A 25,599-nucleotide genomic window follows, 5' to 3' on the forward strand; every position below is an offset into this window, starting at 1 on the left:
ATAGCGCAAAACAACGTCTGTCACCTAACTTTCCGCGCCCCCACTAGGGGTGTACCGAAACGCGCACACCGCTGCTGTTGCCGCAGTATTTGTCCAGCCCGGTAAGGCTTGAAGTAAGCCTCTCCAAATCGTATCGGTAGCGACCAATTCCAGACCCACTAGGCAAATCCAATTCAAGATCCTCTTCAAGAGGCGTCAGGTATACAGTGAGGTTGCGGCACGCCGGACTTGATAAATTTGATTGCACGAACACCGTCGCCTCCCCCCAGAGTGCCGCCTCGCTTTCTTTCGGATTAGTTGGTGCCGCCATAGAGCCACCATCGACCTCGTAGATATCAAAGTCGAAAAAGAAGTAGTCTTCTCCGTTCACCTCACCTTGACCAATGAGCCACATCGGCTCACCGCTTCCGTCTGGCTTGAAGGTGTACCAGTAGAATACGGCTTTGGGCGGATCCGTATCAAAGAATTCGAAATTGAACCCTTCGCCGGATCGAGATGGATCGTAGTAGCTGCCCGACCAGGCGCCATGAGGCCCAGGACCAACCAGATTAACTCGCAAACGCATCAATGGCGTGCCCGGCTTGCTGAAGTCAATCTGGTCCGGGTCATACTCATGACACAACTCATCACCACTTCTAGTCTCCTGGCAATAGATCTCGCCGCCGATCATCAAGCGTTCTGGCTCCCCATCCGGGTTGCCATGAGAACCATTGAATCCGGGATGCGGCATCACCGGATTGGTAGTAAATGGTGCTGTCTCCGGGTTTCCCCGCTCATCAAAGAAATGCCGGTCCAGAGCAATCAGATCCTGCTCCAGATTATCCTTGGTTCCGGCGTCGATCACATCGGAACCATAAATATCAATCACGAGCGGCCCCCTGAAATGACCGTCTTCGTCGAACAGTTCATAGCGCTTGGAATCTGCATTACCTACAAAGGCATCATCGCTGGGATAAAGCCGGGAGAAATAAGTCAAGTATCGATCGGATTCGGGATGAAGGAACGGCCCCGGTGGCGACACGAATGAATTGTCACCGTCGAACCCGGGGTTAGCCAGCAAAACATCTTCGACACGCCAACCTGACTTGCTCTCGTCGTCAAGTTGCTCAAGTATCTTGTCGATATACCCATGGTTGGCAAACCAACGCAAGCCTTCCGGCGCGGGCTTGCCGAAGTCAAACAGATCAAAATTGCCGTCGTGAAATACAAAATACACTCGATCATTGAGAAGACCATGGTCGGAATCTGTCCGCAAATCTTCCACTTCAAGATGCCAATACCGGTCTGGCGGGCTCTGCGATTGTGCTCTCACCCAATCAACAAAAACCAAGACCAGCGAGAGCATCAAGAACCCTCGAAAAACGCCCAATTGATTAAAGAATGCAAACATATCAATAACAGTACGGCTGATAGGTGGCTTGGCCAATGATCGCCCAAGGCCCACAGGAAACGGTATTGCAGGCGCGCACACGCAAATTCTCGGTCTGAGTAACGTTCACGAACTGGCTGGTGGCAGGCCCGCTATAGTAGGTCCAGTTTGAATTGACGCCCTGCAACTGATACTCGCTAACGCTACCGGAAACCGCATTCCAGGAAGCCATGTTCTGACCGAAACACGCAAACCAATTGACAGAGCCACCACTCGGGCCACTACTTGGCGCCGGCGGAGGGGTCATGGCGGAATCGAGGTCAATTCGCGGTTTGGTGTAATTAGATCCACCTTGAGAGAAGCTGATCGGATGACCGGAAGCCAGCAACCAGTCGGAAAGCGCGGTTACCGTAGCACCCGGATAGCGATCACGCAGGACGGCATGCGCGCCAGCCGCGTGAGGAGCCGCCATGGAGGTGCCCGCGTCACGCAAATAGCGGTCACTGCAACCGCTCTGAAAATAGGCGGACCAGATCCCTTCGACCAAAGTAAACATGTCTCGACAGGTACTGCTACCACCTTGAGTACTTAAAGCACCTGGTGCCAGCATATCCAGAATTCCGGCAGCATTAGAATACGAGGCAAAAGTGTTGGTTTTCCTGGCGGTAGCGGCGACACTGATCACTTTGCTGAGACATGCAGGCGGGCCGATCTTGTTCTGGAAAGCAGTGTAACCACCGGCATTCCCCGATGCAGCATAGACCTGGATACCTGCGCTGTTCAGCAACGCCACCGCGTCACGCATTGCAGTCCACGAGCCGTCGCAGGTAGATGAAGAGTAGTCGCTAGCCGAGACAGTCAGGATCAGACTCAAATTTACTGCTGCAATAGGGTAGCTGGTGCGCAGTGCATAGACCCGATTTAGAGCCGACACAACAGAGGATTCAAGATAGTAAACGCAGTCTTGGCTCGAGACACATAGAGTTGGGCTATTGACGTAGCTCAATGCCATCAGACTGATTATGTCGGCATCACTGGCCACTCCCTTCAACGCGGGCACCCCACCCCCGGGAGAGACTGAACCGCCCGACGCGATGCCGGCCACATGCGAACCATGGCCAGGCGAGCATTGCGGCTCCAGGGTGCAAGGTCCGCCACTGTTGGTCACAGTAGAGCCATAGCTGCCCGCACGGCAGATATTTCCACTCGGAGAATAGGCAGTGCTGGAATAACAAGCTTCTGAAACCACTTTCCCAGAAAGCATGGGATGCGTGCGATCGACGCCAGTATCGATCACAGCAATGGCTTGCCAAGTTCCATCATAGCCTTGGAAGTGCGCCTCGTCAGCGCCTATAAACGGAATAGTTCCATTCAGTTGTGGCTTACCTCCACCTTCGGTGTTGATCGACACAACATCCGGGTGATCGAAAACCAAGTCCAGCAACGTCTCATCTGGAAACAGTACGAGATACGGCAGCTCCGGTAGTTCCTCAACCTTTCTGCCATCTCGGTCTGGGAGGAAGTCTCGAAGATCTTCCAAAAACCGCGCTCTCGCCTGCTGGGCGTTCTCATGATAGAGCTCCGCGCCGGTCGGGCCGTGGAGATTGATTTCGTCAGGACCGAAAGGGGTACGAAGGCCGATCAACACTCGCCGCGGCGCGCCACTGCGCACCTCCTGATATAGCGCTGCAAATCCGGGTGACTCCCCGACCGGTTGCAAACGACCTCCTGCGTCACGTTCCAATACAACCCTGGGAGCCGGAAGGTTTTCCGCAGCCATATCTGCGGCTCGTACCGATTCTGAAAGTCCGCTCAGCGAAGATGACAAAAGAAAGAAAAACGCAAAACCCCGCATCAGATACAATTTTGACTCCTTAAGCTGCCACCCCTGAAAGCAACTTATACCAGCGTTTGAAGATATGCAAGCTGGCGGCTTTCACTTCAAAAAACGTACTATCGCTTGTGCGCTTGGTCACAACATGTTCGTGACGCGGCCTCGGCGCTTCGCTTTGAGTGGCTTCGATTGAGCGTACTGCCTCCTCGAGGAGGTCCCGGCTCTTCGCTTCGCCTTGAGCGGCTTCGATTGAGCGCAGTGCCTCCTTGAGGAGGTCCCGGCTCTTCGCTTCGCTGCGGCCGGGACGCTGATTGGCTGCGCCAATCAGCGCTTGATGAACCTCAGAGTGAAGCGATCGCTTTCGCCGATCTGCCGATACTTCTCCTCGTCCTCGCCTTCGGGCACGTTCAGCGTCGGCGGCAGGGTCCATACGCCGTTGGGATGGTCGGCGCTGTCGTCGGGGTTGGCGTTGATCTTGCTGGCCTCATCAAGCACGAAGCCTTCGGACTCGACCACGCCCACAACCCAGCTTTGCTTGACGTAGCCGCCGGCCATGTGCGAATCGCCGGAATGATCCTCGGGCAGCCGGTGCTCAACCACGCCGAAGACGCCGCCGGGCTTGAGAATCTCCCAGGCGGCTTTGGCCATGGCGCGAAAACCGCCATCATCGGCGTAGCTGTGGACATTGCGGAAGGTGAGCACCATGTCGGCCGAACCGGGCTCGCCCAGATCGGTCATTTCAGGCGGGTCGAAGGCGATGATCTCGATGTCGCCAAAGCGCTCGGCTGCGATGCGCTCCTTGAAGTTCGCCATGCCGGGCTCGTAGTAGCCGGGCAGGTCTTCCTGCTCCATGTTCCAGTGAGCGGCGATCAGTTCACCTTCATCGGCCAGATAGGGCCCCAGTATTTCGGTATACCAGCCGCCGCCGGGCGAGATTTCCACCACGGTCATATCTGGCTTGATGCCGAAGAACATCAGCGTCTCGTAGGGATGGCGATACTGATCCCGCTCAGCTTCCGAAGACGGACGCTCCGAACTTTCGATCACGCCTTCGAGCTTGTCGTCGGCCAGCGCCGAAGCGGCCAGCAACAGCGCCGAAATCGCAAAACTACCTGCCTGCAGTGCTTTCATGATGTTCCCTCTGTACGTTGGCGGTGAGTTGGAACAAGCGATGCCCGCTGTGCGCGTACTTGCGCTCGAAGGGGCTGATTGGCTCGTCAGGCAGAAAAGATACCACGTTCACGTCTGTCACTCTGGCCAGCGCCAGCGCTTGAGCAAACTCGTCGACGTAGAGCTCGAAGTTGCTGCGCAACTCCAGGCGACCACCCAATTCAAGCAGATCGGGGAAAGCCGGGTGGCCATGCCAGCGCCGCTTGAGGTGCCCGGGCTTGGGCCAGGGGTTGGGATAGAGCAGATAGTGATGCGCAAGCTGCCAGCCTGCCTGAATGGCCAGACGCCAGAAGTCGGCGAGTTCGGCGCGAATCAGACAGGCATTGGTTGGCAACTCAACCGGCCGGGCCAGGCGAGCGGCGCTCTTGTCGACACCGATGATCAGACTGTCAGGATGCCTGGACGCCAGCAGAGCGGTCGAAGCCCCGGTACCGCAGCCCGAGTCCAGCACCAGCGGGAGGTTGGGATCAATGGATACAGCCAGCTCGTCGAAGGCGCGGCGGCTGTAATCACGGATCGGTGACCGCCACTGGTGACGAAGATGGCGCAGCACGGTCTCCTCGAGCCGCCGGTGCGGGCCGGTCTGCGAGGTCTGCGGAATGCGTGAATCAGCCACGGGAATGACCTGGGTGGCCTGAAGGCAGGAACAAGAGATGGTGGGCCGTGAAGGACTCGAACCTTCAACCAATAGGTTAAAAGCCTACTGCTCTACCATTGAGCTAACGGCCCGTGAAAACCGAGCCGCATATAATACCCCGGGCACGGCCTGTGCTCAAGCCGCATTAATCATTTTCTTTCGCCAGCTCCAGAACAACCTCGCGGACGCCGTCTTCATCCACGGACCCGAGCCTGAAGCCCAGGTCCTCGGCCAGGCCGAGCATGCGCACATTCTGCTGCTGCACCTGGCCGACCACTTCACGCACGCCGGTTTCCCGGCAGTGCTCGATGAGCTTTTTCAGCAGGATGCGCCCGAGACCGCGGCGCTTGATGCGCGAGCGCACGACCACGGCGAACTCGGCGCGGTGGCCAGTGGAGTCCTTGGCGATACGCGCCACGCCCTGCGTGCGCTTGTCGTCGTCGGCGGCAATGAACGCCATCTCGCGCTCGTAGTCAATCTGGGTAAAACGCGCCAGCTGCGAGTGTTCAGGCTCGCGAATCACGCCGAAGAAGCGAAAGCGGACGTCGTCGGCCTCGAGACTGTTGAAGAAATCACGGTGGGCCGGCTCGTCCTCGGGACGAATTGGCCGGATCGTGATTTCACCGCCGGCGAAAGGTACGCGCTCGACCAGATGCGTGGGATAGGGTGCGATCGCCGGCTGCGGTCGCGGGCCGGCTTCAGGGGCCCGGAGTTCGATACGGGCGTCGAGGGCGACCACGCCCTCATCATCGGCCAGCAGCGGGTTGATATCGAGCGACTCGACCATGTCCAGATCGGTCATCAGGCGCGCGGCGCGAACCAGTACGTCGCAGACCAGGTCAGCGCGCGCGGCCGGCCGATGACGATAGCCGGCCAGCAGTTTCGCCACCCGCGTGCGATCGATCATCTGCCGGGCCAGGCTCATGTTCAGCGGCGGCAGACCGACGACGGTGTCGGCGACCACCTCCACCGAGGTACCGCCGCTGCCGAACAGCATGACCGGCCCGAAAACGGGATCGGTGCTGGCGCCGATGATCAATTCCACGCTGTGGGCGCGGCGAACCATCTGCTGGACCGAGAAGCCCTCCAGCTCGGCGTTGTCGTGGTCGGCCACGCGGCGGGCGATACCCTCGGCGGCCTCGCGCACGGCCTGCTCGGAGGCCAGGTCGAGCACCACGCCACCGACATCCGACTTGTGGGTAATATCGGCGGAAATCAGCTTCAGCGCCACCGGAAAACCGATCTCCGCGGCCAGCCGCGCCGCATCGTCCGGGGTCGGACTTGCCCTGCGCGTTTCCACAACCGGAATCCCATAGGCCGACAGTACGCGTTTGGCCTCGATTTCACTCAGCCAGGTGCGCTCCTCGTCACGTGCGCGCTCAAGCACCACCGCGACCGAGTCGGGATCCATTCGCTCGGAGGTGGGCATTTCCGACGGTGTTTCCATCAGCGCGACCTGGTTGGCGCGATACTCCTGCAAGGCCAGAAAGGCAGCCACCGCGTCGGTCGGCGACAGAAACCCCGGCAGGCCGGCGGCGGCAAAGGCCTCATAGGCCTCGCGGGCCGAGGCGCCGCCCAGCCAGCAGCCGAAAACCGGCCTCGACGCGGCCGCAGCGATTGGCGCCAGCCCTTCAGCGATCTCGCGGCTGCCGGCCAGGGCCGTGGGCGCATGCACCACCAGCACGGCATCGATCTCATCCGCCGCCAGCAGAATTTCCAGCGCCTTGACGTAACGCTGTGCCGATGCGTCACCGATGATGTCAACCGGATTGCCGCGCGACCAGTTGTGCGGCAACACCGCGTCGAGCTCTTCGAGCGTACCGGCATCCAGTTCAGCCAGCTGCCCGCCGCCAAGCACCAGCTCGTCCGTGGCCAGAATGCCCGGCCCCCCGCCGTTGGTCAGAATCGCCAGGCGCCCGCCCCGGTGCGGACGCACGCGGCCAAGAAACTCGGCGGCACGAAAAAGGTCCTCGATGCCGTCGACGCGCAGCGCACCGGCGCGGCGGATGGCCGCGGCGTAGACCTCGTCGCGGCCGGCCAGCGCGCCGGTGTGCGAGGCCGCGGCTTTGGCGCCTTCGGGCGCGCGCCCGGACTTGACCACCACCAGCGGCTTGTTGCGCGAAGCGGCCCGCGAGGCGGACATGAACTTGCGCCCGTCGGTCAGTGCTTCCATGTACAGCAGGATCGAGCGCGTGCGGACATCCGAGCCCAGGTAGTCAATGACGTCGCCGATGTCGACATCCAGGCAGTTGCCCATCGAGACGAACGACGAGAAGCCGATATCACGCTCGGCCGCCCAGTCGAGCACCGTGGTGGCCAGCGCGCCGGACTGGGTGACAAAGGCAACGCGTCCGGGCGCGGGCCGGCCCGGTGCGAAGCTGGCGTTCAGGCCGCTGCCCGGCACCATCAACCCGACGCAGTTGGGGCCGAGAAAACGCAGCCCGTGGCGACCGGCATGCGCGAGCATTTCCGACTCGAGATCACGGCCGACGGCCTGACTGGCTTCGCTGAAGCCGGCGGTTATGACGACCGCAGCCCGCGTACCCAGCATGCCCAGCTCGTCAATGATGCCGGGGACAGTCGGCGGCGGCGTACAGATCACGCCCAGGTCGGGCGCCTCAGGCAGGTCGCGGCTGCTGCGAAAAGCACGCCGACCGGCCACCTCGCGATGATTCAGATTGAGCGGATAAAGTGCGCCCTTGAAGCCACCATCAAGCAGATTGGAAAACACCGCCTGACCGACGCTGCCGGACCGATCCGAGGCACCGAAGACCGCGATCGAGCGCGGTTGGAACATGCGGTCGAGATGGCGAATGGACATGCCCGGCTCCCTGGGAGGATTGGTTGTATCGGGGGCAGGTTAGCACGGTCGCCGCCGGGGGCGGCGCAGCGGCTGCAGGCTCAATCCCGCTCGTTGAGCCTCGCCTTGGCCGCCTTGTAGACCGCCTCGAGTTCGGGGTGGTCAAGATCAGCCAGGTCGAGCGCGCGCTCGTGCGCCAGCGATTCCATGGTCCGAAAACGCCGCTCGAACTTGTGGTTGCAGCGCCGAAGTGCCGCGCCGGGATCAACGTCGAGCTTGCGCGCCAGGTTGGTGATCACAAACAGCAGGTCGCCAACTTCTTCTTCGATATTGTCCGCGTCCTCGTTGGCGAGCGCAGCGCGCAGTTCATCGGTCTCTTCGCGCAGCTTGTCGAAGATGGGCTCGATATCCGGCCAGTCAAAACCAACGCGCGCAGCGCGCTTTTGGAGCTTGACGGCACGCCGGAGCGCCGGCAGCCCGCGTGCAACGCCGTCGAGCAGGCCGGCATCGGCCTGCCCCTTTTCGGCGCGCTCGGCCGCCTTGATCTCTTCCCAGCTGGCGACCTGCTGCGCGGCGCTGTCGAAGGATGCGTCGCCAAACACATGCGGGTGGCGGCGCACCATCTTGTCAGAGATGCTGGCAGCCACATCGCTGAAGTCGAACAGGGACTGTTCTTCAGCCATGCGGGCGTGAAAAACCACCTGAAAGAGCAGGTCGCCGAGCTCGTCGCGCAGGTCGTCGACATCCTCGCGCTCGATGGCGTCGGCCACTTCATGTGCTTCTTCGATGGTGTAGGGCGCGATGCTGCGAAAGGTCTGCTCACGGTCCCAGGGGCAGCCGCGATCTGGATCGCGCAGTTGCGCCATGATGGCGATCAGCCGCTGGATGGCGTCATCGTCGCTGGAAACCGGTTTGCTCATCGTGGCGGCAGGATAACCCGAAAGCGTGCCCCGCCGAGTGCCCCGCGGTCGACTTCCAGCCGACCACCGTTGGCCTCGACCAGCTCGCGCACGATCGACAGACCCAGCCCCTGCCCTTCGCGCTGCGCTTGCTCATCACCACGCTGGCCGCGCTCGAACAGGCGCTTGATCTCGAGGCCGGCGATGCCCGGCCCGTCATCCTCGATCTCGACGATCAAGCCGTCGTGCCTTGCACCCGGCTCGCCCGAGCGCACGGTCGCGCGCAGCCGGCCGTTGCCGTACTTGGCGGCGTTTTCCATCAGGTTGCCGCACACTTCCCAGAAGTCGCGCTCGTCCATGCGCGCAACCAGTTGTGCGTCGCCGGCGACTTCGGCGCGCAGGCCGGCATCCACGTACAGGCGCTCCAGCGAATCGGCCATGCGCTCTAGAATGGGGCGCGCTGCAACGGCACCGGGCAGCGTCCGCCGAGTGGAGCGCTGGGCGCGCTCGAGCTGGCGGCGGATGGTCTGCTCCATGTCATCGAGCTGTCGCGAGAGATCCCTGGGCTGAACCGACTCACTCGACTCCAGGCGGGCGCGCAGCACGGCCACCGGCGTTTTCAGCGCGTGGGCCAGGTCGGCCAGCGCTTCGGAATAACGTCGGGCATTGTCGCGCTCGGCGGCCAGCAGCGCGTTGAGGTTGTCGGTCAGCGGCCGCAGTTCGCGTGGATAGGCTCCCTCGATGCCCTCGCGCCGTCCCGTTTCGATGGCGGCCACTTCGGCGGCCACGCGCCGCAACGGCCTGAGAATGATCAGCAGCAACCCGGCCTGGCCGGCGATGATGAGCACCGCCGCCAGACCCAGCCAGCGCCACAGGTCCTCGCGGAACCCGGCCAGCTCCATGCGCAGGCGGTTGGGGTCTTCGGCCGCCCAGATCGTGAGGTCGATGACGCGACCATCGGGCAGCTCCCAGCCCAGGCCAAGGGCGAACACGTTCCAGTTGCCGTCAGCCTCCAGGCCGCGGAACAGCTCGCTGCCGCGCTCGATACGGCGCGCCCTGGGTTGCGGCACCACGCCCACAAGCGACGGTGAACGCCACTCGCCCTGCGGTGTCATGGCGCCGCCGTGCAGGCTCGATCCCGGTCGATTGAGACGTGGCTCGGCCAGTGATTCGGGCATGCTCGGCTGCCCGCTCCGATCCACTTCGATTGTTGACAGGATCAGATAGACCACCGCTTCGAGGCGCTCGTGCATGTTGGCCTCGGCGGCATTGGTGAATACCCGGTCAATGGCGCCGCCAACGGCGGCCAGAGCGATCAGCAGGGCCAGCCCGGCACCGACCAGCAGGCGCACCAGCAGCGAGGGCGAGGCAGCGTTGGGCGCGGCCATGGCCAGCGCTCAGTCTGTGTCCTGGCGAAAACGGTAGCCGCGCCCGCGCAGCGTTTCGATCGGCTGCCATTCGCTTTCCGGATCGAGCTTCCGGCGCAGGCGGCCGATGATCACCTCGATGACGTTGCTGTCGGGATCGGCGTCCTCGTCGTAGAGATGCTCGTTGAGTTCCATCTTGGACACGACCCGATCCGGATGCAGCACGAAGTACTCCAGTACCTTGTACTCGAAGGTCGTCAGCTCCATCGGCTCACCGTCGAGGTGCACATCCTGGCTGGATAGATTGACCTGCAGCGGCCCGATGCGCACTTCCGGCGCCGCGTGGCCGGCCGAGCGGCGCAGCAGCGCGTTGACGCGCGCCATCAGCTCTTCGATACGGAAGGGCTTGGTGACGTAGTCATCGGCGCCGATCTCGAGCGCCTCGACCTTGTCCTGCCAGTCTGAACGAGCGGTCAGAATGAGAATGGGATATCTGAGCTCGCGTTCGCGCACCCGACGCACGATCTCCATGCCGCTCTCGCCCGGCAGACCAAGGTCGATGATGGCGAGATCAACCGGATATTCGGTGGCATAGTGCAAGCCGTCGATACCGTCGGCGGCCAGATCAACCGCGTGCCCCTGCCGTTTGAGCGCGCGGCCGAGCAGTTCGCGCAGCTCGGTTTCGTCCTCGACTACCAGAATACGCATGATTTCAGTCCTCGTCGGCGGGTACGCGCACCGTGCGCACCACGCCGTCGCCAGTGACAATACGGATAACGTGCAGGCGACGCCCGTCGCGTTCGACGGTATGGGCCGAGACCACGCGGGCGTCGTATTCGTTGGCCACCTGCCGCGCGGCCTCCTCGAGCGTGATCGCCCAGACCGACGTCACCAGCGCGGCAGCCAGGATAGTGGCAATCAGGAGTTGGCGAAACAGTCGGGACATGGCGGCGCTTCGGTCAGTGGAAGGGACGATTCTAGCGCGGCGCGATTAATCATTGCTGAACCCGCCGCCACAGGCTCAAGGAAGCCCGCGCGACAGCGGTCATCGCAACCGCGCGGGGCTCGGTCCGGAGCGTCAGTAAATCTCGGCAACGCAGCAGCGCAGGCTGCCGCCGGCCTTTTCGATCTCGTCGAGCTCGACGCCGTGGATGGTGAAACCCCACTCTTCCAGACGGGCGAGCTTTTCCGGCGCCAGAGCATCGATGGCGGTCTGGCTCATGAACAGATCCTCGAAGCTCAAGGCAATGACGTTGCCGGCGAAAGCGTCCTTCTCCTCGCTGCTGATCTCGAGCACCCGGTCCGGAAAGGCCTCGGCAATGGCCGCGGGCACTTCCGGGTCGGCGAAGGCCTCCGGGCAGATGATGAGCGCACGCGAGGCGAGCACGGCCATGACCACGTTGGTGTGGTATTCGCCTTCGGCGAGATCGAACTGGAACGTCAGATCCAGGCCGAAGGGTTCATGCATGGCCTCGCAGCCGGCTTCGTCAACACGCTGCGTGAGCCCGCAAAAGCCGATACGACGGGCGCGGTCGAGCACCAGAACACCGGTCAGTTCGGCAACCAGATCCTGACCGGACAGATCGAGCGTCTCGTATTGCATCAGGTCACTGAAAAAGCCGCGAATGTCGGCCCGCTCGGCCTCGCGCTGGCGCTCGGGGTGCAGCATGGCGCCCACGATCAGGCGCCCCGGCGCGGTCGCGAAGACGTTGTTGGGAAAGACGTCATCAGGCGTCTCGGGCTTGCCCGGAAAACGCACCACCGGAATACCGCAGGCGCTGATGGCTTCGCTCAGCGCACGATGCTGATCAAGCGCGCGGCCGGGGTCGACATCCACGCCCAGATCCATGTACTCGTTATCGCGCGCCGACTGTTTCGAGAGTCGAAAAGCACTGGGTTCCACCAGAAAAACCGCCCGCGGAACCGCCGGGCCGTCGCTGTTGAGCCAGCCGTCCTGAAGCTGCTGACGAAACTCAGCCGGAGTTTTTACAATCACTGTCAGATATGCCCTGTTGATGGCCATGAATGAAAGTTCAATATGCGGATGATCGCTGCGCGGATCAACAGCCGCCCTGCAAGGCCGTCGGTTGCAACGCATCGGTGACTGCGCCTAGGCTGTAAGGTCGGCTCATTCCTGTCTGGAGGCACTCACCCTTGCTGGCTCAGCTGGTTTCGGTCAGGTTCGTTCTGGCCTACATACTGGTGGCATCGGCAACCTTTGTTCACTTTCGCGGCCAAGTAAGGCACCGCTTCCTGCGCCAGCTCACCGATCACTCGACCTTCATCGCGCCCTACAACGCGCTCATGTATCTGTTCTCACAGGCGCCGGCACAGCCGATTCTGGACCGTCGTGACTTTCCCGAGCTCGATCTGCTGAAAGACAACTGGGAGACCATTCGCGACGAGGCGCGCAGGCTCTACGAAGACGGCGACATCCGGGCCGCTGACGGGCGTAACGACCTGGCCTTCAACAGCTTTTTCAAGCGCGGCTGGACGCGCTTCTACCTCAAGTGGTACAACGATGGCTATCCGTCGGCCGAAAAGCTGTGCCCGAAGACGGTCGAACTGGTGCATCAAATCCCGACCGTTCATGCGGCCATGTTTGCCGTTCTGCCGCCGCGCGGTCGGCTGGGCGCTCATCGCGATCCCTTCGGCGGCGCGCTGCGCTACCACCTGGGACTCGACACGCCCAACTCCGACGACTGCCGCATCTACGTCGATGATCAGCGCTACGCCTGGCGCGATGGCGAGGACCTGCTTTTTGACGAGACCTACATCCACAGCGTCGAAAATGACACCGACGAGTACCGCATCATCCTGTTCTGCGACGTCGAGCGCCCCATTCGCAACCCGGTCGTACGTGCCATCAACCGCTTCATGATCAACCACGTGGTCAAGGCCTCGGCAACGCGCAACGTGCCGAGCGAGAAGGTCGGTTTCCTCAATCGCATCTTCGCCGGCGTCGATGTGCTCGGTCAGATGTTTGCCCGCATCAAGGCCTGGAATCGAACCATTTACTACACCGGGAAGTACCTGCTGATCGTGGTGTTTGTCTGGTGGCTCCTGATTCAGCCGCTGCTCAAGGCGGCTGGAGTCTGGCCATCATGACCAGAAACGCCTGCCCGAGCTGCGCTTGAGCCAGCCGGTCGCCAACCGGCGGCCGGCTCGACCACGGCTGCAACCGATGAACCGGGCCTGTCACACATGATTTCTGCCACAATCCTCGCTCATGCGCACAACCATGCATCACGTTGCCGTCGACGGCAGCACTGAGAGACCGGCACCGCAAGGCAAGAGCGGGCACGGGCCGGTTTTCGGCGTGCTCGGAGCAATCAGCTTCACGCACCTGCTCAACGACATGATCCAGTCGTTGATACTCGCCCTCTACCCGCTGCTCAAGGCCGACTTCGATCTGAGCTTTCTACAGATCGGGCTGATCACGCTGACCTATCAACTGACCGCCTCGCTGCTGCAGCCCGCAGTCGGGCTGTTGGCCGACCGGCGCGCGCTGCCCTACTCGCTGCCGGTGGGCATGAGCTTTACGCTGAGCGGACTGCTGCTGCTGGCAACCGCGCCAAGCTATCCGCTGCTGTTGCTGGCGGCTTCGCTGGTAGGCACCGGGTCATCCATCTTTCACCCGGAGTCGGCACGGGTGGCGCGCATGGCCGCCGGCGGGCGCTTCGGAATGGCGCAGTCGATATTCCAGATCGGCGGCAACGCCGGCACCTCACTCGGACCGCTGCTGGCAGCCTGGGTGGTGCTGCCCAACGGGCGCATCAGCGTGAGCTGGTTCGCGCTGGCGGCCCTGCTGGCCATTGTCGTTCTGCTGCAGGTCGGGCGCTGGTATGCACAGCAGGTTGCCGAACACCGCAGACGCCCGAGCGCTGCCACAAGGCCACCGATCGAATCGAAGGCCGCCGTCTATCGCATCATTGCCGTGCTCATGGTGCTGATTTTTTCCAAGCACCTGTATCTGGCCAGCATCAGCACCTATCTGCAGTTCTATCTGATCGAGCGCTTTGATGTGTCGGTGTTCAGCGCTCAGATCCATCTGTTCCTGTTTCTGGCGGCCGTGGCCGTCGGCACGCTGATCGGCGGCCCGATCAGCGATCGAATCGGCCGCAAGACGGTCATCTGGATCTCCATTCTGGGCGTTGCTCCATTCACCCTGCTGATGCCGCACGTTGGCCTGACCGCCACCGCGGTGCTCAGCGTGATCATCGGCATCATTCTGGCGTCGGCCTTTCCTGCGATCATCGTCTACGCCCAGGATCTGGTGCCCCATCGCATCGGCGCCATCTCCGGCATGTTTTACGGCCTGTCGTTCGGCCTCGGCGGCATTGGCGCCGGCGCGCTGGGCCTGCTGGCTGACCACACCAGCATCATCTTCGTCTACCAGGTATGCGCCTTTCTGCCACTGCTGGGCGCGGTCGCGGCGCTGCTGCCCGACCTGCGGCCGCCCCCCGGCCCCGGCGACGCTGCAAACTGATGGCCCGCGGCTTGCCGACGCTCAGGGGCGCTCCGAGAACCGCCGCGCCAGCACTGCACAAACCATGAGCTGGATCTGGTGGAAGATCATCAGCGGCAGGATCATGGCGCCCACGGTGGCGCCAGAAAACAGGATCTGGGCCATGGGCACGCCGGTGGCCAGGCTCTTCTTGGAGCCGGCAAACAGGATCGTGATGCGGTCTTCCATATTGAAGCCCAGGCGCCTTGCCAGCCACCAGACCAGCAACAGGACGACCGCCAGCAGCAGGCAGCACACGATGGTCAAGCCCAGCAGGTCAGTGACCGGTACGGTCTGCCACAGACCTCCGATGACCGAGGCGCTGAAGGCCGCGTAGACGACCAGCAGAATGGAGCCCTGATCGACGGCTCGCACCAGGCGCGGCCGCAGGGCGATCCACACGCCGATCCAGCGACGCGCCAACTGCCCGGCCAGAAACGGCACCAGCAGCTGCATGACAATGCGCCCGGCGCTGCCCAGGTCGATCAGCTCGCTGCCCCCGATGTCCATGATCAGCATGACCAGAAGCGGGGTGACGACAATGCCGATCAGGCTCGAGGCCGCGGCACTGCACACCGCCGCCGGCACGTTGCCGCGCGCCAGCGAGGTAAAGGCAATGGCCGACTGTACGGTCGCCGGCAGCAGACACAGATAGATGACGCCGGCATACAGCGTCGCCCCGGTCAGCGGCTGCAACACCGGTTGCAGCACCAGTCCCAGAAGCGGAAACAGGAGAAAGGTGCAGGCAAAGACCACGGCGTGCAGCCGCCAGTGGCCGAGGCCGGCAATGATCGCCTGGCGTGAGAGTTTGGCGCCGTGGAGGAAGAACAGCAGAGCCACGGCACCCACCGCCAGGCCGTCGAAAAGCGGCGCGGCCGCGCCGCGCGCCGGCAGGACAATGGCCACGGCGACCACGGCCAGCAGGCCCAGCGTGAAGCGGTCGAAGAGCAGACGCAGATACTTCATCGTCTCCGGACTCGCGGGCGAAGCATGGGGGCGTCAGGGCGCGGCAACGGCCGAACGCGGCGCGGCAGGCAGGGCCTGGAGCAGCAGCTCGGCGCTGGCACCGGGCTGATGCATGTTCTCACTCAGGAAACGCCGCCATTGACGACCACGCGGCTGGCCGTGAAACAGCCCCAGCATGTGGCGAGCAACGTGATGCAGGCGCCCGCCTGAATCAATATGGCGCCGGGCGTAGGTAACCATGTGGTCGACCACATCGCGACGTGAGGGTGCAGCCGGCCAACCGAGTTCGCGGCTGAGTTCGGCGAGAATCCAGGGATTCTGATAGGCGGCGCGGCCGAGCATCACGCCGTCAGTTCGTTTCAGGTGCTCGCGCGCCGAGGCAATATCGACCACCCCGCCATTGAGCGTAACCAGCAGCTCCGGAAACCGGCGCTTGAGGGCGTACACGCGCTCGTAGCGCAGCGGCGGCACTTCCCGGTTCTCCCTGGGGCTTAGCCCCGAAAGCCAGGCCTTGCGCGCGTGAACAACAATGCTCTCGATACCGCTGGCCCGGATTTTCTCGACAAAGTCGAGCAAGAAGTCTTCGTCATCGAAGTCGTCCACGCCGACGCGCGTCTTGACTGTCACCGGCACCTGCACCGACTCGCGCATTGCGCTCAGACAGTCACGCACCAACTCCGGCTCTTTCATCAAGCAGGCGCCGAAGCGTCCTTTCTGAACGCGATCGGACGGGCAGCCGACGTTGAGATTGATGGCGTCGTAACCGCAGTCGGCACCAATTCGAGCGGCCTGCGCCAGTTCTCCGGGATCGCTCCCGCCCAGCTGGAGCACGACGGGGTGCTCGGCCGGGTCGAAGCCCAGCAGTCGCTCGCGGTCACCATGGATGACGGCGCCGGTGGTCACCATTTCGGTGTAGAGCACCGCCCGCGGCGCCAGCAGACGATGAAAGTACCGACAATGACGATCGGTCCAGTCCATCATCGGAGCGACGCTCAGCGTTTCATTCGGAAGGGAAAACACGCCACCAGGGACCTGCTGAAAACTCCCGATATTCTAACCGGGCAGGCCGAGCCATGGCGGCGGTCTGCTTGCCGCAAACCATGATCCTGTGGCATATTCGACGGCACCATAGCTTGATGGTCGGCGCCTGAATCGACCATCTCGGGGGTAGCCATGCTGTTCCGCAAGGGTTCCGCACAGGAGTCCAACGACGAGCCCCGGCCGACGCTCGACTGGCCGGCGGGAATGGCGCGGCGCAGCATCGAGATCACGGTGATGAACTATTGCGGCGTCACGACCATCCTGATCGTGTCGGGCTTTGTCGTCTACCGCTATCTCAGCCACGATCTCAGCGGCGCGCTGGTCAACGCCATCATCGTACTGATGCTTGCCCTGACCCTGCTGCTCGGGCGCGTGCCCGGCTTCCGGCGACGGGCCCTGATCGTCTTCGGCTTCATCATCAGCCTGTCGTGCCTGCTCAGCGCCACGCTGGTGAGCCCCAACGGTCTGCTGTGGGCCTACCTGGTGCTGTGGATCAACTTTCTGGTGCTGCCGCGCCATCTCGCGATTCTCTGCAATCTGGTCATTATCGTCACCCTGGCAACCCACCTTGCCCTGTTCAGCTCCCCGCTGCACCAGATCAGCTGGGCGACCGTTGCGGTGCTGATCTCCGGTTCCGGCCTGGTGTTCACCAACCGCATGCGTGAGCAGCGGCGAATGCTGTCCAAGCTGGCCACGCTCGACCCCCTGACCGGCGCGGGAAACCGCCGACTGATGCAGCACGATCTGGAGCAAGTCACTGCCGAGCACAAGCGCAGTCGCCGGCCTGCAGTCCTGGTCGTACTCGATCTTGATCACTTCAAGAACATCAACGACGAATTCGGCCACGAAGCCGGTGACAAGGTCCTGGAACGATTCGTGACCATGTTGCGTGATGCGCTGCGAACCGAGGATGGCCTGTATCGCCTGGGCGGCGAGGAGTTTGTCGTCCTGCTGCGCAATATCGAAGTTGAAACCACCGCGCCCAGCCTGAACCAGCTGCACGGGCGCTTGAGCGGCAAGGTGCAGTGCCCGGGCAGCCCCCTGCACTTCTCGGCCGGCGCGGCGATACTCAGAGAAGGGGAAAACTGGTCGCAATGGCTGGCGCGAGCCGATCAGGCGCTTTACGAAGCCAAGCGTAACGGACGCAATCGCTTGATCATCGCCTGAGCGAACAGGGGTCTATTTCTGCTCGATTCCGCTTTCCGTGGCCACCAGAACGGTATCGGCGCCGCGGGCGGCAAACAGTCCGCAGGTCACGACCCCCGGAATCTGGTTGATTTCATTTTCGACCCGGACCGGATCGACCAGGTCGAGATGGCGCACGTCCAGGATCGGGTTGCCATTATCGGTGATGAAGTCCGCGCGCAGCTCGGGACGCCCCCCCATGCCAACGAGTTTGCGCGCGATCATCGCGCGCGCCATCGGGATCACCTCGATTGGCAGGGGAAACTCGCCGAGCACGTCAACGCACTTGGAAGCATCGACGATGCAAATGAAGCGACGGCTGGCCGCGGCGATGATTTTTTCGCGCGTGAGCGCACCACCGCCGCCCTTGATCAAACGTTTGTGTTCGTCCACCTCGTCGGCGCCGTCGATATAGAGCTCGAGAGAGCCGGCCTGATTGAGATCGACCACGTTCACCCCGGCTGCCTGCAGACGCTGCGTTGTTTCCTCCGACGACGACACCGCACCGTCGAGCCGGATGCCCGAAGCGGCCAGCTCGTCGATGAAGGCGTTGACGGTGCTGCCCGAACCCACGCCCAGAGTCATGCCGTCCTCGACCTGCTTCAGTGCGGCGCGCGCCACTTCGATCTTGAGTCGCTGCTGGCTCATTGCTTTTCCATTCCCATGATGTAGTCCCAGTGTTGCCGGTCGATGGGCATCACCGACAGGCGATTGCCACGCTTGATCAGCTGCAGGCCCTCGAGCGCATCGGCGTGCTGCTTGATCTCGCGCAGCGAAATCGTGCGTTGAGTGTGGCGCTTGTAGCGCACATCGACCAGCATCCAGCGCGGGTCGTCCGGATCGCTTTTGGGATCGTAGTAATTCGAATCCGGATCGAACTGCGTCGGGTCCGGGTAAGGTTTGCTGGCGACTTCAGCAATGCCGACAATGCCCGGCACCTTGCAGTTGGAATGATAGAAGAACACCCTGTCACCAATGCGCATGTCGTCGCGCATGAAGTTGCGCGCCTGGTAGTTGCGCACGCCGTCCCAGGGCTCAGTGCCGACGCGCTCGAGATCGTCGATCCCGAACTCGTTGGGCTCGGTTTTCATCAGCCAGTAATTCATTGCGCCTCACAATTCTCCAGGGTGATATTCAGCCGTGCGATTCAGTCCCTGCCCAGCGCAGGTCCGGGGCCGGCTTCCCGGCTTCGGGAAAACCATCGCAAACCATTCTCGGTAACAACGCCATCGAGCGGCACATCCCATCTGTCCACCGAAAGCGATTCCACCTCTTGCACCGAGTAGGCCACGCCCACCAGGTGCGGTGCGGCATCGGGGCGGTCGTGGCGATACTCGAACACGCGATCGTAAAACCCGGCTCCCATGCCCAGGCGCGCACCGTCGGCAGCAAAGCCGACCAGCGGCATCAACACCAGATCGATCTGTGCAGGCGCGAGTTCTTCCGGGCCCACGGGCTCGAGAATGCCGAAACGATTGGCTTGCATGGCCGCCTCCGGCCGCCAGCGACGAAAATGCATGGCACGATCACGCACCACCGGCAGCAGCACGATCCGCTCGTTGGCTGCGAGCCATTCGAGCACGGGCATCAGGTCGGGTTCTCCCCGGTGAGCCATGAAAGCGGCCACGCTGCGGGCTCGGGTCTGCTCGACCAGCTCGCGCAAGGCGTTGGCAATCGCGGTATTGGCCCGCTGGCGTGGGCCGGCGTCGAGCTCCAGACGGCGCCGGATCAACTCACGGCGCTGCTTGCTCTTACGCTCACTGATGGTCATGGCGGTTGCAAACCGGGTGGGGAAATCATTCAAAGAGCGGCGCTCTCCGCCCATGCCGCTGCAGGGCCGTGACCTTGAACCAGAGGTTCAGGTGGGTTGGCTCCTTCAGCCTTCAGGCAATTCGCGTCGAGCGGACTGCACACCAGCTGAAAAGTCGCCATCCCGAGGTCGATAAGCAGGGACAAGGTATATTACGTTCCTGCTGGCGAACACCGCAGAGAGCGCCTGACTCACAGTCTAGTCCCGCTCCAGGGCACGATCAAGCCGATCCGCCAAATCGTCCACCCGGGCGTCGATTCGCTCGTGTCGATCGTCGTTGTGCTGTCGCAGTCTCAGCACTTCCTCAGCCAGGTTGAGTGCCGCCATCACCGCAATCTTGTCCATCGACGACACCTTTCCGGAGTCGCGAATGTCACGCATTTTCTGATCCAGAAACAGGGCGGACTCCATCAGCGTACGGCGCTGATCCGGCGTGCACATGACGCGATATTCCCGGTCGACGATGCGTACCGTGACCGGATCGGGAGACTGACTCATGCGCTCTACCCCGTGCTTTCCAGCGCCTTGAGACGCTCGATCATGGCCTCGACCCGCGTACGGGCCTCTTCATTGCGCTGCACCAGCGTGGCGCGCTCGGCGACCAGCGACTCCTGACGTGCAAGCAATGAGCTGTTCTCGTCCTCCAGACGCTCCAGACGCTCGAACAGCTCGGAAAAGCGCTGTTCGAGCCTGTCGACGTTGCGAGCGGTGTGTTCCAGCGAATCCATGGGTGGCCATCCATTCCGAAATCTATCAAAGGCTTAATCATAGAACCTGTCAAGCGGCTTCACAACTGCCCGGTCAAGCCCACGCCCCGATGATAAACTTGAAAATCCGTTTTCAGGCATTTCAATCGATGACGAGCGAACAGGAATCAAGGCTGGCCTGGCTTCTGGCCGTGGCCGCCGACAGCGCGCCCGAAACCGTCGCGGAAACTCATGCCGTGGTCGCCGGGCTTTTATGCGGCAAGCCTGACCAGGACGAGAACGAGCTGGCCACGCACCTGGCCGCCCTGCAGGTGGGCGACTGGACCTCCGAGCGCATTCTCGACCAGCTGGGTCCGGCGCTGAACCAGCTGCGCAACGAGCTGGCCTCCGAAAACATGGACTTTCAGCTGCTATTGCCTACTGAGGACCGGCCGTTGACCGAGCGCACGCGCTGCCTGGCGCACTGGTGTTCCGGCTTTCTGACCGGCTTTGGCGCCGCCGGCCCGACGATCCGTTCAGAAGACGCTGCCGACGCGCTGCGCATGATCGAACAGATCGCACGTGCCGACACCGACCCGGAATCCGACCAGGAGGCCGAGGAAAGCGCCTATACCGAGCTGGTCGAGTTCGTGCGCATGGCCATCCTGATGCTGCGCGAGGAATGCCGGGCCGACACGACGAAACACTGAAAGGACGCCTTTGATCGATGATTCGAAGCGAGGAGTTTCTGCGCCGCCGACAGCGACTGATGGAAGAAGTCGGCCGCGAGGCTGTGGTGATTCTCGCGGCTGCACCGGAGCGCCTGCGCAACGGCGATGCCTTTCATCCCTATCGCCAGGACAGCGATTTTCTCTACCTGACCGGCCTGAGCGAGCCCGATGCGGTACTGGCACTGCGCCCGGGCAGAGACAGCGCGGAGCAGGTGCTGTTCTTGCGCCAGCGTGACCCTGAGCGTGAACGCTGGGACGGCCCGCGCCTGGGCCTGAACGGGGCGGTCGAGCAGCTGGGCGTGGACGATGCCTTTCCGATCAGCGATCTCGACGACATTCTGCCCGGCATGATGGAGGGCTGTGAGCGCATCTACCACCTGGTCGGCAAGGACGCGCAGCTCGATCAGCGCATCATCGACTGGCGCAACCGCCTGCGCGCTGAACAGCACGGCAGCGGCGAAATCGTCGCCCTCGAGCCGGTGTTGCACGAGCAGCGCCTGATCAAATCGCGCGACGAGATCCGCTGCATGCAGCGCGCGGCAAGGATCTCGGCCACGGCGATCACGCGCGCGATGCAGGCCTGCCGGCCGGGCATGAACGAAACCGAAATCATGGCCGAGCTGCACTACGAATACACTCGCAACGGCTGTCCCGCAGCGTATCTGCCCATTGTCGCCGGCGGCGCCAACGCCTGCATTCTGCACTACATCCAGAACAACCAGCCGCTGCCCGACGACGGTCTGCTGTTGATCGACGCCGGCTGCGAATTCCACGGCTATGCGGCCGACATCTCGCGCACCTTCCCGGTCAGCGGTCGTTTCTCCAGTGCTCAGCGCGACCTCTACGACGTGGTGCTTGCCGCCCAGCGAGCGGCGATCGACCAGGTACGGCCGGGCCGCGCCTTCGAGGCATTTCACGATGCCGCGGCAAAGACGCTCACCCGCGGCCTGATCGACCTGGGCCTGCTTGGCGGCAGTCTTGACGAGAACCTGGAACAGGGTCATTATCGCCGCTTCTACATGCACAAGACCGGCCACTGGCTTGGCCTGGATGTGCACGATGTCGGCGACTACCGCATCGACGAACAGTCACGCGTGCTCGAAAAGAACATGGTCACCACCGTCGAGCCCGGGCTCTACATCGACGATGGCGACGATATCCCGGCGCACTTTCGCAACATCGGAATTCGCATCGAAGACGATATTCGCGTCACCGACGACGCGCCCGAGAACCTGACCCGGGCCGTGCCCAGCGACCCTGACGAGATCGAGGCATTGATGCAATCATGAGCGATTTCGACGCCATCATCGTCGGCGGCGGCCTGGCCGGATCAGCGCTGGCCGTCGGGCTGGCGCAGGCCGGCAAGCGCATCGCCCTGATCGAAGCCTTCGCCCCGCGCACGGACTCGCGGCCGAGCTTCGACGACCGCACGCTGGTGGTCAACGCCGCCTCGCTCAACGTTCTGGCCCGCCTGGGCATCCTCGACGACACCCTGACCACCTGCCCGTTGCGGCGTATCGAGATCAGCCGTGCCGGCGCACCCGGACACCTTTCGCTGCGCGCGGCCGAGCACGGCGTCGACCACTTCGGCGCAGTCATCGTCGCCCGCGAGCTGGGCGCGGCAATGTTGCGCCGGCTCGAAAACACCGCCGGCATCGACACCTTCTGCCCGGAGCGGCTGGCGTCGCTGGATGTGACCGACGAGGGTGTCGCCGTCGAGCTCGAAAGCGGGACCCGGCTGAACGGCCGGCTGCTGGTGGGTGCCGACGGCAGCAGCTCCACCGTCCGCCGCCAGGCCGGCATCGACAGCCACCGTCATGACTACGGGCAGTCCGCCATGGTGTTCAACATCCGCTGCCCCGAACGCCCCGTCGACACCGCCCGAGAGCGCTTCACGCCGGTCGGCCCCCTGGCTTTCCTGCCGCAGCCCGACGAGCGCCTGGGCGTGGTCTGGATCGATCGCGGCGAGGCCATCGATGCCGCACTGAACCTGAGCGACGCCGAACTCGTCGACCAACTGGCAGCGCGCAGCGGCGGCCGGCCCGGCGACTTTGCCTCACCGGGCAAGCGCGTGAGCTATCCGCTGGCACTGACCCGAACGCCGCGGCCCTTTTCCCGACGCGTTGTTGTTGTGGGCAACGCCGCCAACACCGTGCACCCGGTCTCGGCGCAGGGCTTCAACCTGGGTCTGCGCGACGTCGCCAGCCTGATCGACCACGTCGGCAAAGCCGAAGACTGCGGTCGGCCCGGAGTCCTCAACGCCTGGTTCAACGACCGCAGCGCTGATCAGGCGGCCACGGTGCGCTACACCGACACCCTGGCGCGCGCTTTTTCCAACCCGTCGACCCTCATGCGGCTGGGCACCGGCCTGGGCCTTTTCGCTCATGCCGCCGTGCCGTCGCTGTCGCGGCGGCTGGTGCGCGCTGCCATGGGCTTTCGCGAGCCGGTCAGTTCGCTGGCCGCAGAGCGCGCACGATGAAGGTCGACCACGACATCGTCGTCACCGGCGGCGGCGTGGCCGGCGCTACGGCCGCGGCCCTGCTGGCCCGGGCAGGTCATCGCGTCGCCCTGATCGATCTGCGCCGACCGCCAATGCCCGAGCCGTCCGCCGACATCAATCCGCGCGTGGTCGCCATTGCACCCGGCTCGGCCGCCGTGCTCGCCGCCGCCGGCGTCTGGAACCACCTGCCCGATGACCGCATCGGCCCCTATGACCGCATGCAGGTCCACGCCGACGGCGGCCAGATCCACTTCCGCGCCTCCGAGCACGGCCTGACCAAATTGGGCTGGATCGTCGAAGTGCCCCGGCTGCAGGCCTGCTGCTGGCAGGTGCTGGAGACCCTTGAAAATGCCGACCTGATGGCCCCCGCCAGCGTGACCACGATCGAGCAGCGCGAGACCCATATCCGCCTGCAGCTCGAAGACGGCCGGACCCTTCGCAGCCGCCTCGTGATCGCCGCCGATGGCGCGCGCAGCCGTCTGCGACAGCTGGCTGGCATCACCACCGATCTGTGGCACTACAACCAGCAGGCGCTGGTCACGCACGTGACCACAGAAAAGCCCAACGACGGCCTGGCCTGGCAGCGCTTTACCGAACACGGCCCGCTCGCGCTGCTGCCGCTGGCCGACGGGCGCTCCTCGATCGTATGGTCGCAGCCCGACGGTCGCGTACAGGCGTTGAAGGCGCTCGATGAGGAGGAATTCCTGACCGAGCTCAACGCCTGCCAGGACAGCCCCTTCGGCCAGGCCACCGCGGCAACAGACCGCTACGCTTTCCCCTTGATCCGGCGGCAGGCGAAAAGCCTCGTTTCCGGTCGCCTGGCCCTGCTGGGCGATGCTGCCCGCAACGTGCACCCGCTGGCCGGTCAGGGCCTCAATCTGGGGCTGATGGATGCCGCAGCCCTGGCCGAAGCACTGAGCAGCTGGCGTGCAGGCGACAACCCGACGCGTGCGCTGGGGCATTACGAACGCTGGCGCTTGAGCAGCGGCAGCCTGCTGGCCGGCGGCAACCACGCCATCAACGAGCTCACGCGCGCCGGGGCCGCGCGCTCGCTGGCGGGGCTGGGCTTTGCGCTGGCCGCCCGCCTGTGGCCGCTGCGCGAGGCATTCGTCGAGCGCGCCTGTGGCCTCGACAGCGACAGCCCGAAACTGGCCCGCAACGCACGCCTGACCCAATGAACCAGCCCACCACCCCCCTCAAGGCCGCACTGCTGGTGCTGGCCGGCGCCATCATGCTCAGCTTTGCCGCGATTTTTGCGCGCCTGACGGGCATGCCGCCGACCACCTCGGGCTTCTACCGCATGGTCTTCGGCACGCTCGCCTTCGCCGGCCTGCTGGCGCTGCGGCCGGAAATGCGCGTCGGCTGGCGCGACAACTGGGCCGGCTCCTTCGTGATCGGGGCCTTCTTCGCCGCTGATATCTGGTTCTGGCACCGCGCCATCGACTACATCGGCCCCGGGCTGGCAACCCTGCTGGGTAACTTCCAGGTCTTTCTGCTGACCGCAATCGGCGTGCTCTGGATGCGTGAACGCGTCGGCTGGCGCTTCGCCTCCGGCCTGGGCCTGGCCATGGCCGGCCTGTGGCTGCTGTTCGGCCGCGACTGGGCCAATCTGTCGGCGGACTATCGAATGGGCGTGATCCTCGGCCTGCTCACCGCCCTGGCCTACGCTCTCTATCTGCTCAGCCTGCGCGGCCTGCAGATCCGTCACGGGCACATCCGGCCCGAAGCCAGACTGTTGCAATCAACCTTCTTCTGCGGCCTGATTCTGGGCGCGGCCAATCTCGTCGAAGGCAACGGTTTCGACATTCCCAGCTGGCAGGCGCTGGCCGCACTCATCAGTCTGGGCCTGATCTGCCAGGTGCTGGGCTGGCTGTCGATCACCCGCGGCATGCCGTTTCTGCCGGCCGGGCTGGTCGGCCTGCTGCTGCTCATCCAGCCGGCCTCATCGGTGCTGTGGGACTACATCATCTTCGGCCTGCGCCTGGACGCCTGGCAGCTCACCGGCATCGCTCTGGCCCTGGTCGGCATCTATCTGGGTCTGCGTGCGGCATCGCGGCGGAAGCTGAGTTAGCAAGCGACTGGGGCGATTCCCTTATC

General features: G+C 63.5%; 25 protein-coding genes, 1 tRNA gene and 1 other RNA gene. 8 read left to right on the forward strand and 19 right to left on the reverse strand.

Annotated features, from left to right (window positions below):
- Positions 1-43: 43 nt before the first annotated feature.
- From ACEWQ0_RS00745 to ACEWQ0_RS00795, 11 genes are all read right to left on the reverse strand, one after another.
- The gene (locus ACEWQ0_RS00745) at positions 44-1,426 is read right to left on the reverse strand and encodes a spondin domain-containing protein (protein ID WP_476484190.1); all 1,383 of its coding nucleotides are present in this window, start codon (positions 1,424-1,426) and stop codon (positions 44-46) included.
- The gene (locus ACEWQ0_RS00750; RefSeq protein WP_476484208.1) at positions 1,392-3,224 is read right to left on the reverse strand and encodes a S8 family peptidase; all 1,833 of its coding nucleotides are present in this window, start codon (positions 3,222-3,224) and stop codon (positions 1,392-1,394) included. Before ACEWQ0_RS00750 ends, ACEWQ0_RS00745 begins: the two co-directional genes overlap by 35 nt.
- Positions 3,225-3,527: 303 nt before the next feature.
- The gene (locus ACEWQ0_RS00755) at positions 3,528-4,334 is read right to left on the reverse strand and encodes a class I SAM-dependent methyltransferase (protein ID WP_476484191.1); all 807 of its coding nucleotides are present in this window, start codon (positions 4,332-4,334) and stop codon (positions 3,528-3,530) included.
- On the reverse strand, positions 4,312-4,989 hold the full coding sequence (locus ACEWQ0_RS00760) for a class I SAM-dependent methyltransferase (RefSeq protein ID WP_476484192.1): 678 nt from the start codon (positions 4,987-4,989) through the stop codon (positions 4,312-4,314). Before ACEWQ0_RS00760 ends, ACEWQ0_RS00755 begins: the two co-directional genes overlap by 23 nt.
- A 38-nt stretch (positions 4,990-5,027) precedes the next feature.
- A tRNA-Lys gene (locus ACEWQ0_RS00765) sits at positions 5,028-5,102 on the reverse strand.
- A gap of 53 nt (positions 5,103-5,155) precedes the next feature.
- On the reverse strand, positions 5,156-7,831 hold the full coding sequence (locus tag ACEWQ0_RS00770; RefSeq protein ID WP_476482916.1) for a bifunctional acetate--CoA ligase family protein/GNAT family N-acetyltransferase: 2,676 nt from the start codon (positions 7,829-7,831) through the stop codon (positions 5,156-5,158).
- Between the two features lie 80 nt (positions 7,832-7,911).
- A complete protein-coding gene (gene mazG / locus ACEWQ0_RS00775) occupies positions 7,912-8,730 on the reverse strand; it encodes a nucleoside triphosphate pyrophosphohydrolase (protein ID WP_476484193.1) in 819 nt (272 codons plus the stop codon).
- Complete coding sequence (locus tag ACEWQ0_RS00780) at positions 8,727-10,097, reverse strand: ATP-binding protein (RefSeq protein WP_476484194.1); 1,371 nt, start codon at positions 10,095-10,097, stop codon at positions 8,727-8,729. Before ACEWQ0_RS00780 ends, mazG begins: the two co-directional genes overlap by 4 nt.
- A 9-nt stretch (positions 10,098-10,106) precedes the next feature.
- The gene (locus ACEWQ0_RS00785; protein ID WP_476482913.1) at positions 10,107-10,784 is read right to left on the reverse strand and encodes a response regulator transcription factor; all 678 of its coding nucleotides are present in this window, start codon (positions 10,782-10,784) and stop codon (positions 10,107-10,109) included.
- A 4-nt stretch (positions 10,785-10,788) separates the two neighbouring features.
- On the reverse strand, positions 10,789-11,022 hold the full coding sequence (locus tag ACEWQ0_RS00790) for a PepSY domain-containing protein (protein ID WP_476482912.1): 234 nt from the start codon (positions 11,020-11,022) through the stop codon (positions 10,789-10,791).
- Positions 11,023-11,154: 132 nt separating this feature from the next.
- A complete protein-coding gene (locus ACEWQ0_RS00795; RefSeq protein ID WP_476482911.1) occupies positions 11,155-12,099 on the reverse strand; it encodes an arginine deiminase-related protein in 945 nt (314 codons plus the stop codon).
- A gap of 131 nt (positions 12,100-12,230) precedes the next feature.
- Here ACEWQ0_RS00795 and ACEWQ0_RS00800 point away from each other — a divergent pair, with 131 nt between their 5' ends.
- Together ACEWQ0_RS00800 and ACEWQ0_RS00805 are read left to right on the forward strand one after the other, a co-directional pair.
- The gene (locus ACEWQ0_RS00800) at positions 12,231-13,184 is read left to right on the forward strand and encodes an aspartyl/asparaginyl beta-hydroxylase domain-containing protein (protein ID WP_476482910.1); all 954 of its coding nucleotides are present in this window, start codon (positions 12,231-12,233) and stop codon (positions 13,182-13,184) included.
- 121 nt (positions 13,185-13,305) lie between these two features.
- Positions 13,306-14,565, forward strand: a complete 1,260-nt coding sequence (locus ACEWQ0_RS00805; protein ID WP_476484195.1) for an MFS transporter — start codon at positions 13,306-13,308, stop codon at positions 14,563-14,565.
- A 21-nt stretch (positions 14,566-14,586) separates the two neighbouring features.
- Here ACEWQ0_RS00805 and ACEWQ0_RS00810 read toward each other — a convergent pair whose 3' ends face one another.
- Both ACEWQ0_RS00810 and dusA read right to left on the reverse strand, forming a co-directional pair.
- Positions 14,587-15,549, reverse strand: a complete 963-nt coding sequence (locus ACEWQ0_RS00810; RefSeq protein ID WP_476484196.1) for a bile acid:sodium symporter family protein — start codon at positions 15,547-15,549, stop codon at positions 14,587-14,589.
- A 33-nt stretch (positions 15,550-15,582) separates the two neighbouring features.
- A complete protein-coding gene (dusA, locus tag ACEWQ0_RS00815; RefSeq protein WP_476484197.1) occupies positions 15,583-16,530 on the reverse strand; it encodes a tRNA dihydrouridine(20/20a) synthase DusA in 948 nt (315 codons plus the stop codon).
- Positions 16,531-16,722: 192 nt separating this feature from the next.
- On the opposite strand from dusA, the gene ACEWQ0_RS00820 reads away from it, so the two are divergent.
- Entirely contained in the window at positions 16,723-17,757 is a 1,035-nt protein-coding gene (locus ACEWQ0_RS00820; RefSeq protein WP_476482906.1) for a GGDEF domain-containing protein, read from the forward strand.
- Positions 17,758-17,769: 12 nt separating this feature from the next.
- On the opposite strand, the gene rpiA is transcribed toward ACEWQ0_RS00820, so the two are convergent.
- From rpiA to ACEWQ0_RS00850, 6 genes are all read right to left on the reverse strand, one after another.
- The gene (rpiA, locus tag ACEWQ0_RS00825) at positions 17,770-18,423 is read right to left on the reverse strand and encodes a ribose-5-phosphate isomerase RpiA (protein ID WP_476482905.1); all 654 of its coding nucleotides are present in this window, start codon (positions 18,421-18,423) and stop codon (positions 17,770-17,772) included.
- A complete protein-coding gene (locus ACEWQ0_RS00830) occupies positions 18,420-18,881 on the reverse strand; it encodes an EVE domain-containing protein (protein WP_476484198.1) in 462 nt (153 codons plus the stop codon). The genes rpiA and ACEWQ0_RS00830 overlap by 4 nt, the downstream gene beginning before the upstream one ends.
- Before the next feature lie 41 nt (positions 18,882-18,922).
- Complete coding sequence (locus ACEWQ0_RS00835) at positions 18,923-19,546, reverse strand: 5-formyltetrahydrofolate cyclo-ligase (RefSeq protein ID WP_476482903.1); 624 nt, start codon at positions 19,544-19,546, stop codon at positions 18,923-18,925.
- 39 nt (positions 19,547-19,585) lie between these two features.
- Positions 19,586-19,770, reverse strand: a non-coding RNA gene (gene ssrS / locus ACEWQ0_RS00840) — 6S RNA.
- A gap of 13 nt (positions 19,771-19,783) precedes the next feature.
- Positions 19,784-20,083, reverse strand: a complete 300-nt coding sequence (locus ACEWQ0_RS00845; protein ID WP_476482902.1) for a cell division protein ZapA — start codon at positions 20,081-20,083, stop codon at positions 19,784-19,786.
- 5 nt (positions 20,084-20,088) lie between these two features.
- Positions 20,089-20,313: a TIGR02449 family protein gene (locus ACEWQ0_RS00850; RefSeq protein WP_476482901.1), complete on the reverse strand. Its 225-nt coding sequence runs from the start codon at positions 20,311-20,313 to the stop codon at positions 20,089-20,091.
- Between the two features lie 128 nt (positions 20,314-20,441).
- Here ACEWQ0_RS00850 and ACEWQ0_RS00855 point away from each other — a divergent pair, with 128 nt between their 5' ends.
- The 5 genes from ACEWQ0_RS00855 to ACEWQ0_RS00875 are packed head-to-tail and all read left to right on the forward strand — an operon-like array spanning position 20,442 to position 25,573.
- On the forward strand, positions 20,442-20,981 hold the full coding sequence (locus ACEWQ0_RS00855; protein ID WP_476484199.1) for a UPF0149 family protein: 540 nt from the start codon (positions 20,442-20,444) through the stop codon (positions 20,979-20,981).
- 17 nt (positions 20,982-20,998) lie between these two features.
- Positions 20,999-22,291, forward strand: a complete 1,293-nt coding sequence (locus ACEWQ0_RS00860) for an aminopeptidase P N-terminal domain-containing protein (protein ID WP_476484200.1) — start codon at positions 20,999-21,001, stop codon at positions 22,289-22,291.
- Positions 22,288-23,481, forward strand: a complete 1,194-nt coding sequence (locus ACEWQ0_RS00865; protein ID WP_476482898.1) for an FAD-dependent monooxygenase — start codon at positions 22,288-22,290, stop codon at positions 23,479-23,481. Before ACEWQ0_RS00860 ends, ACEWQ0_RS00865 begins: the two co-directional genes overlap by 4 nt.
- Positions 23,478-24,680 (forward strand): FAD-dependent monooxygenase, encoded by a 1,203-nt coding sequence (locus tag ACEWQ0_RS00870; protein WP_476482897.1) that lies wholly within the window; start codon positions 23,478-23,480, stop codon positions 24,678-24,680. The genes ACEWQ0_RS00865 and ACEWQ0_RS00870 overlap by 4 nt, the downstream gene beginning before the upstream one ends.
- Positions 24,677-25,573, forward strand: a complete 897-nt coding sequence (locus ACEWQ0_RS00875) for a DMT family transporter (RefSeq protein WP_476482896.1) — start codon at positions 24,677-24,679, stop codon at positions 25,571-25,573. The genes ACEWQ0_RS00870 and ACEWQ0_RS00875 overlap by 4 nt, the downstream gene beginning before the upstream one ends.
- Positions 25,574-25,599 lie beyond the last annotated feature (26 nt).

It is taken from the genome of Wenzhouxiangella sp. YN9 (assembly GCF_056324165.1).

Coding starts and splice junctions, on each gene's coding strand:
- ACEWQ0_RS00750 (WP_476484208.1), bottom strand. CDS start 3,224: ATGCGGGGTTTTGCGTTTTTCTTTCTTTTGTCATCTTCGCTGAGCGGA.
- ACEWQ0_RS00755 (WP_476484191.1), bottom strand. CDS start 4,334: ATGAAAGCACTGCAGGCAGGTAGTTTTGCGATTTCGGCGCTGTTGCTG.
- ACEWQ0_RS00770 (WP_476482916.1), bottom strand. CDS start 7,831: ATGTCCATTCGCCATCTCGACCGCATGTTCCAACCGCGCTCGATCGCG.
- mazG (WP_476484193.1), bottom strand. CDS start 8,730: ATGAGCAAACCGGTTTCCAGCGACGATGACGCCATCCAGCGGCTGATC.
- ACEWQ0_RS00780 (WP_476484194.1), bottom strand. CDS start 10,097: ATGGCCGCGCCCAACGCTGCCTCGCCCTCGCTGCTGGTGCGCCTGCTG.
- ACEWQ0_RS00785 (WP_476482913.1), bottom strand. CDS start 10,784: ATGCGTATTCTGGTAGTCGAGGACGAAACCGAGCTGCGCGAACTGCTC.
- ACEWQ0_RS00790 (WP_476482912.1), bottom strand. CDS start 11,022: ATGTCCCGACTGTTTCGCCAACTCCTGATTGCCACTATCCTGGCTGCC.
- ACEWQ0_RS00795 (WP_476482911.1), bottom strand. CDS start 12,099: ATGGCCATCAACAGGGCATATCTGACAGTGATTGTAAAAACTCCGGCT.
- ACEWQ0_RS00805 (WP_476484195.1), top strand. CDS start 13,306: ATGCGCACAACCATGCATCACGTTGCCGTCGACGGCAGCACTGAGAGA.
- ACEWQ0_RS00810 (WP_476484196.1), bottom strand. CDS start 15,549: ATGAAGTATCTGCGTCTGCTCTTCGACCGCTTCACGCTGGGCCTGCTG.
- dusA (WP_476484197.1), bottom strand. CDS start 16,530: ATGATGGACTGGACCGATCGTCATTGTCGGTACTTTCATCGTCTGCTG.
- ACEWQ0_RS00820 (WP_476482906.1), top strand. CDS start 16,723: ATGCTGTTCCGCAAGGGTTCCGCACAGGAGTCCAACGACGAGCCCCGG.
- rpiA (WP_476482905.1), bottom strand. CDS start 18,423: ATGAGCCAGCAGCGACTCAAGATCGAAGTGGCGCGCGCCGCACTGAAG.
- ACEWQ0_RS00830 (WP_476484198.1), bottom strand. CDS start 18,881: ATGAATTACTGGCTGATGAAAACCGAGCCCAACGAGTTCGGGATCGAC.
- ACEWQ0_RS00835 (WP_476482903.1), bottom strand. CDS start 19,546: ATGACCATCAGTGAGCGTAAGAGCAAGCAGCGCCGTGAGTTGATCCGG.
- ACEWQ0_RS00845 (WP_476482902.1), bottom strand. CDS start 20,083: ATGAGTCAGTCTCCCGATCCGGTCACGGTACGCATCGTCGACCGGGAA.
- ACEWQ0_RS00850 (WP_476482901.1), bottom strand. CDS start 20,313: ATGGATTCGCTGGAACACACCGCTCGCAACGTCGACAGGCTCGAACAG.
- ACEWQ0_RS00855 (WP_476484199.1), top strand. CDS start 20,442: ATGACGAGCGAACAGGAATCAAGGCTGGCCTGGCTTCTGGCCGTGGCC.
- ACEWQ0_RS00860 (WP_476484200.1), top strand. CDS start 20,999: ATGATTCGAAGCGAGGAGTTTCTGCGCCGCCGACAGCGACTGATGGAA.
- ACEWQ0_RS00865 (WP_476482898.1), top strand. CDS start 22,288: ATGAGCGATTTCGACGCCATCATCGTCGGCGGCGGCCTGGCCGGATCA.
- ACEWQ0_RS00870 (WP_476482897.1), top strand. CDS start 23,478: ATGAAGGTCGACCACGACATCGTCGTCACCGGCGGCGGCGTGGCCGGC.
- ACEWQ0_RS00875 (WP_476482896.1), top strand. CDS start 24,677: ATGAACCAGCCCACCACCCCCCTCAAGGCCGCACTGCTGGTGCTGGCC.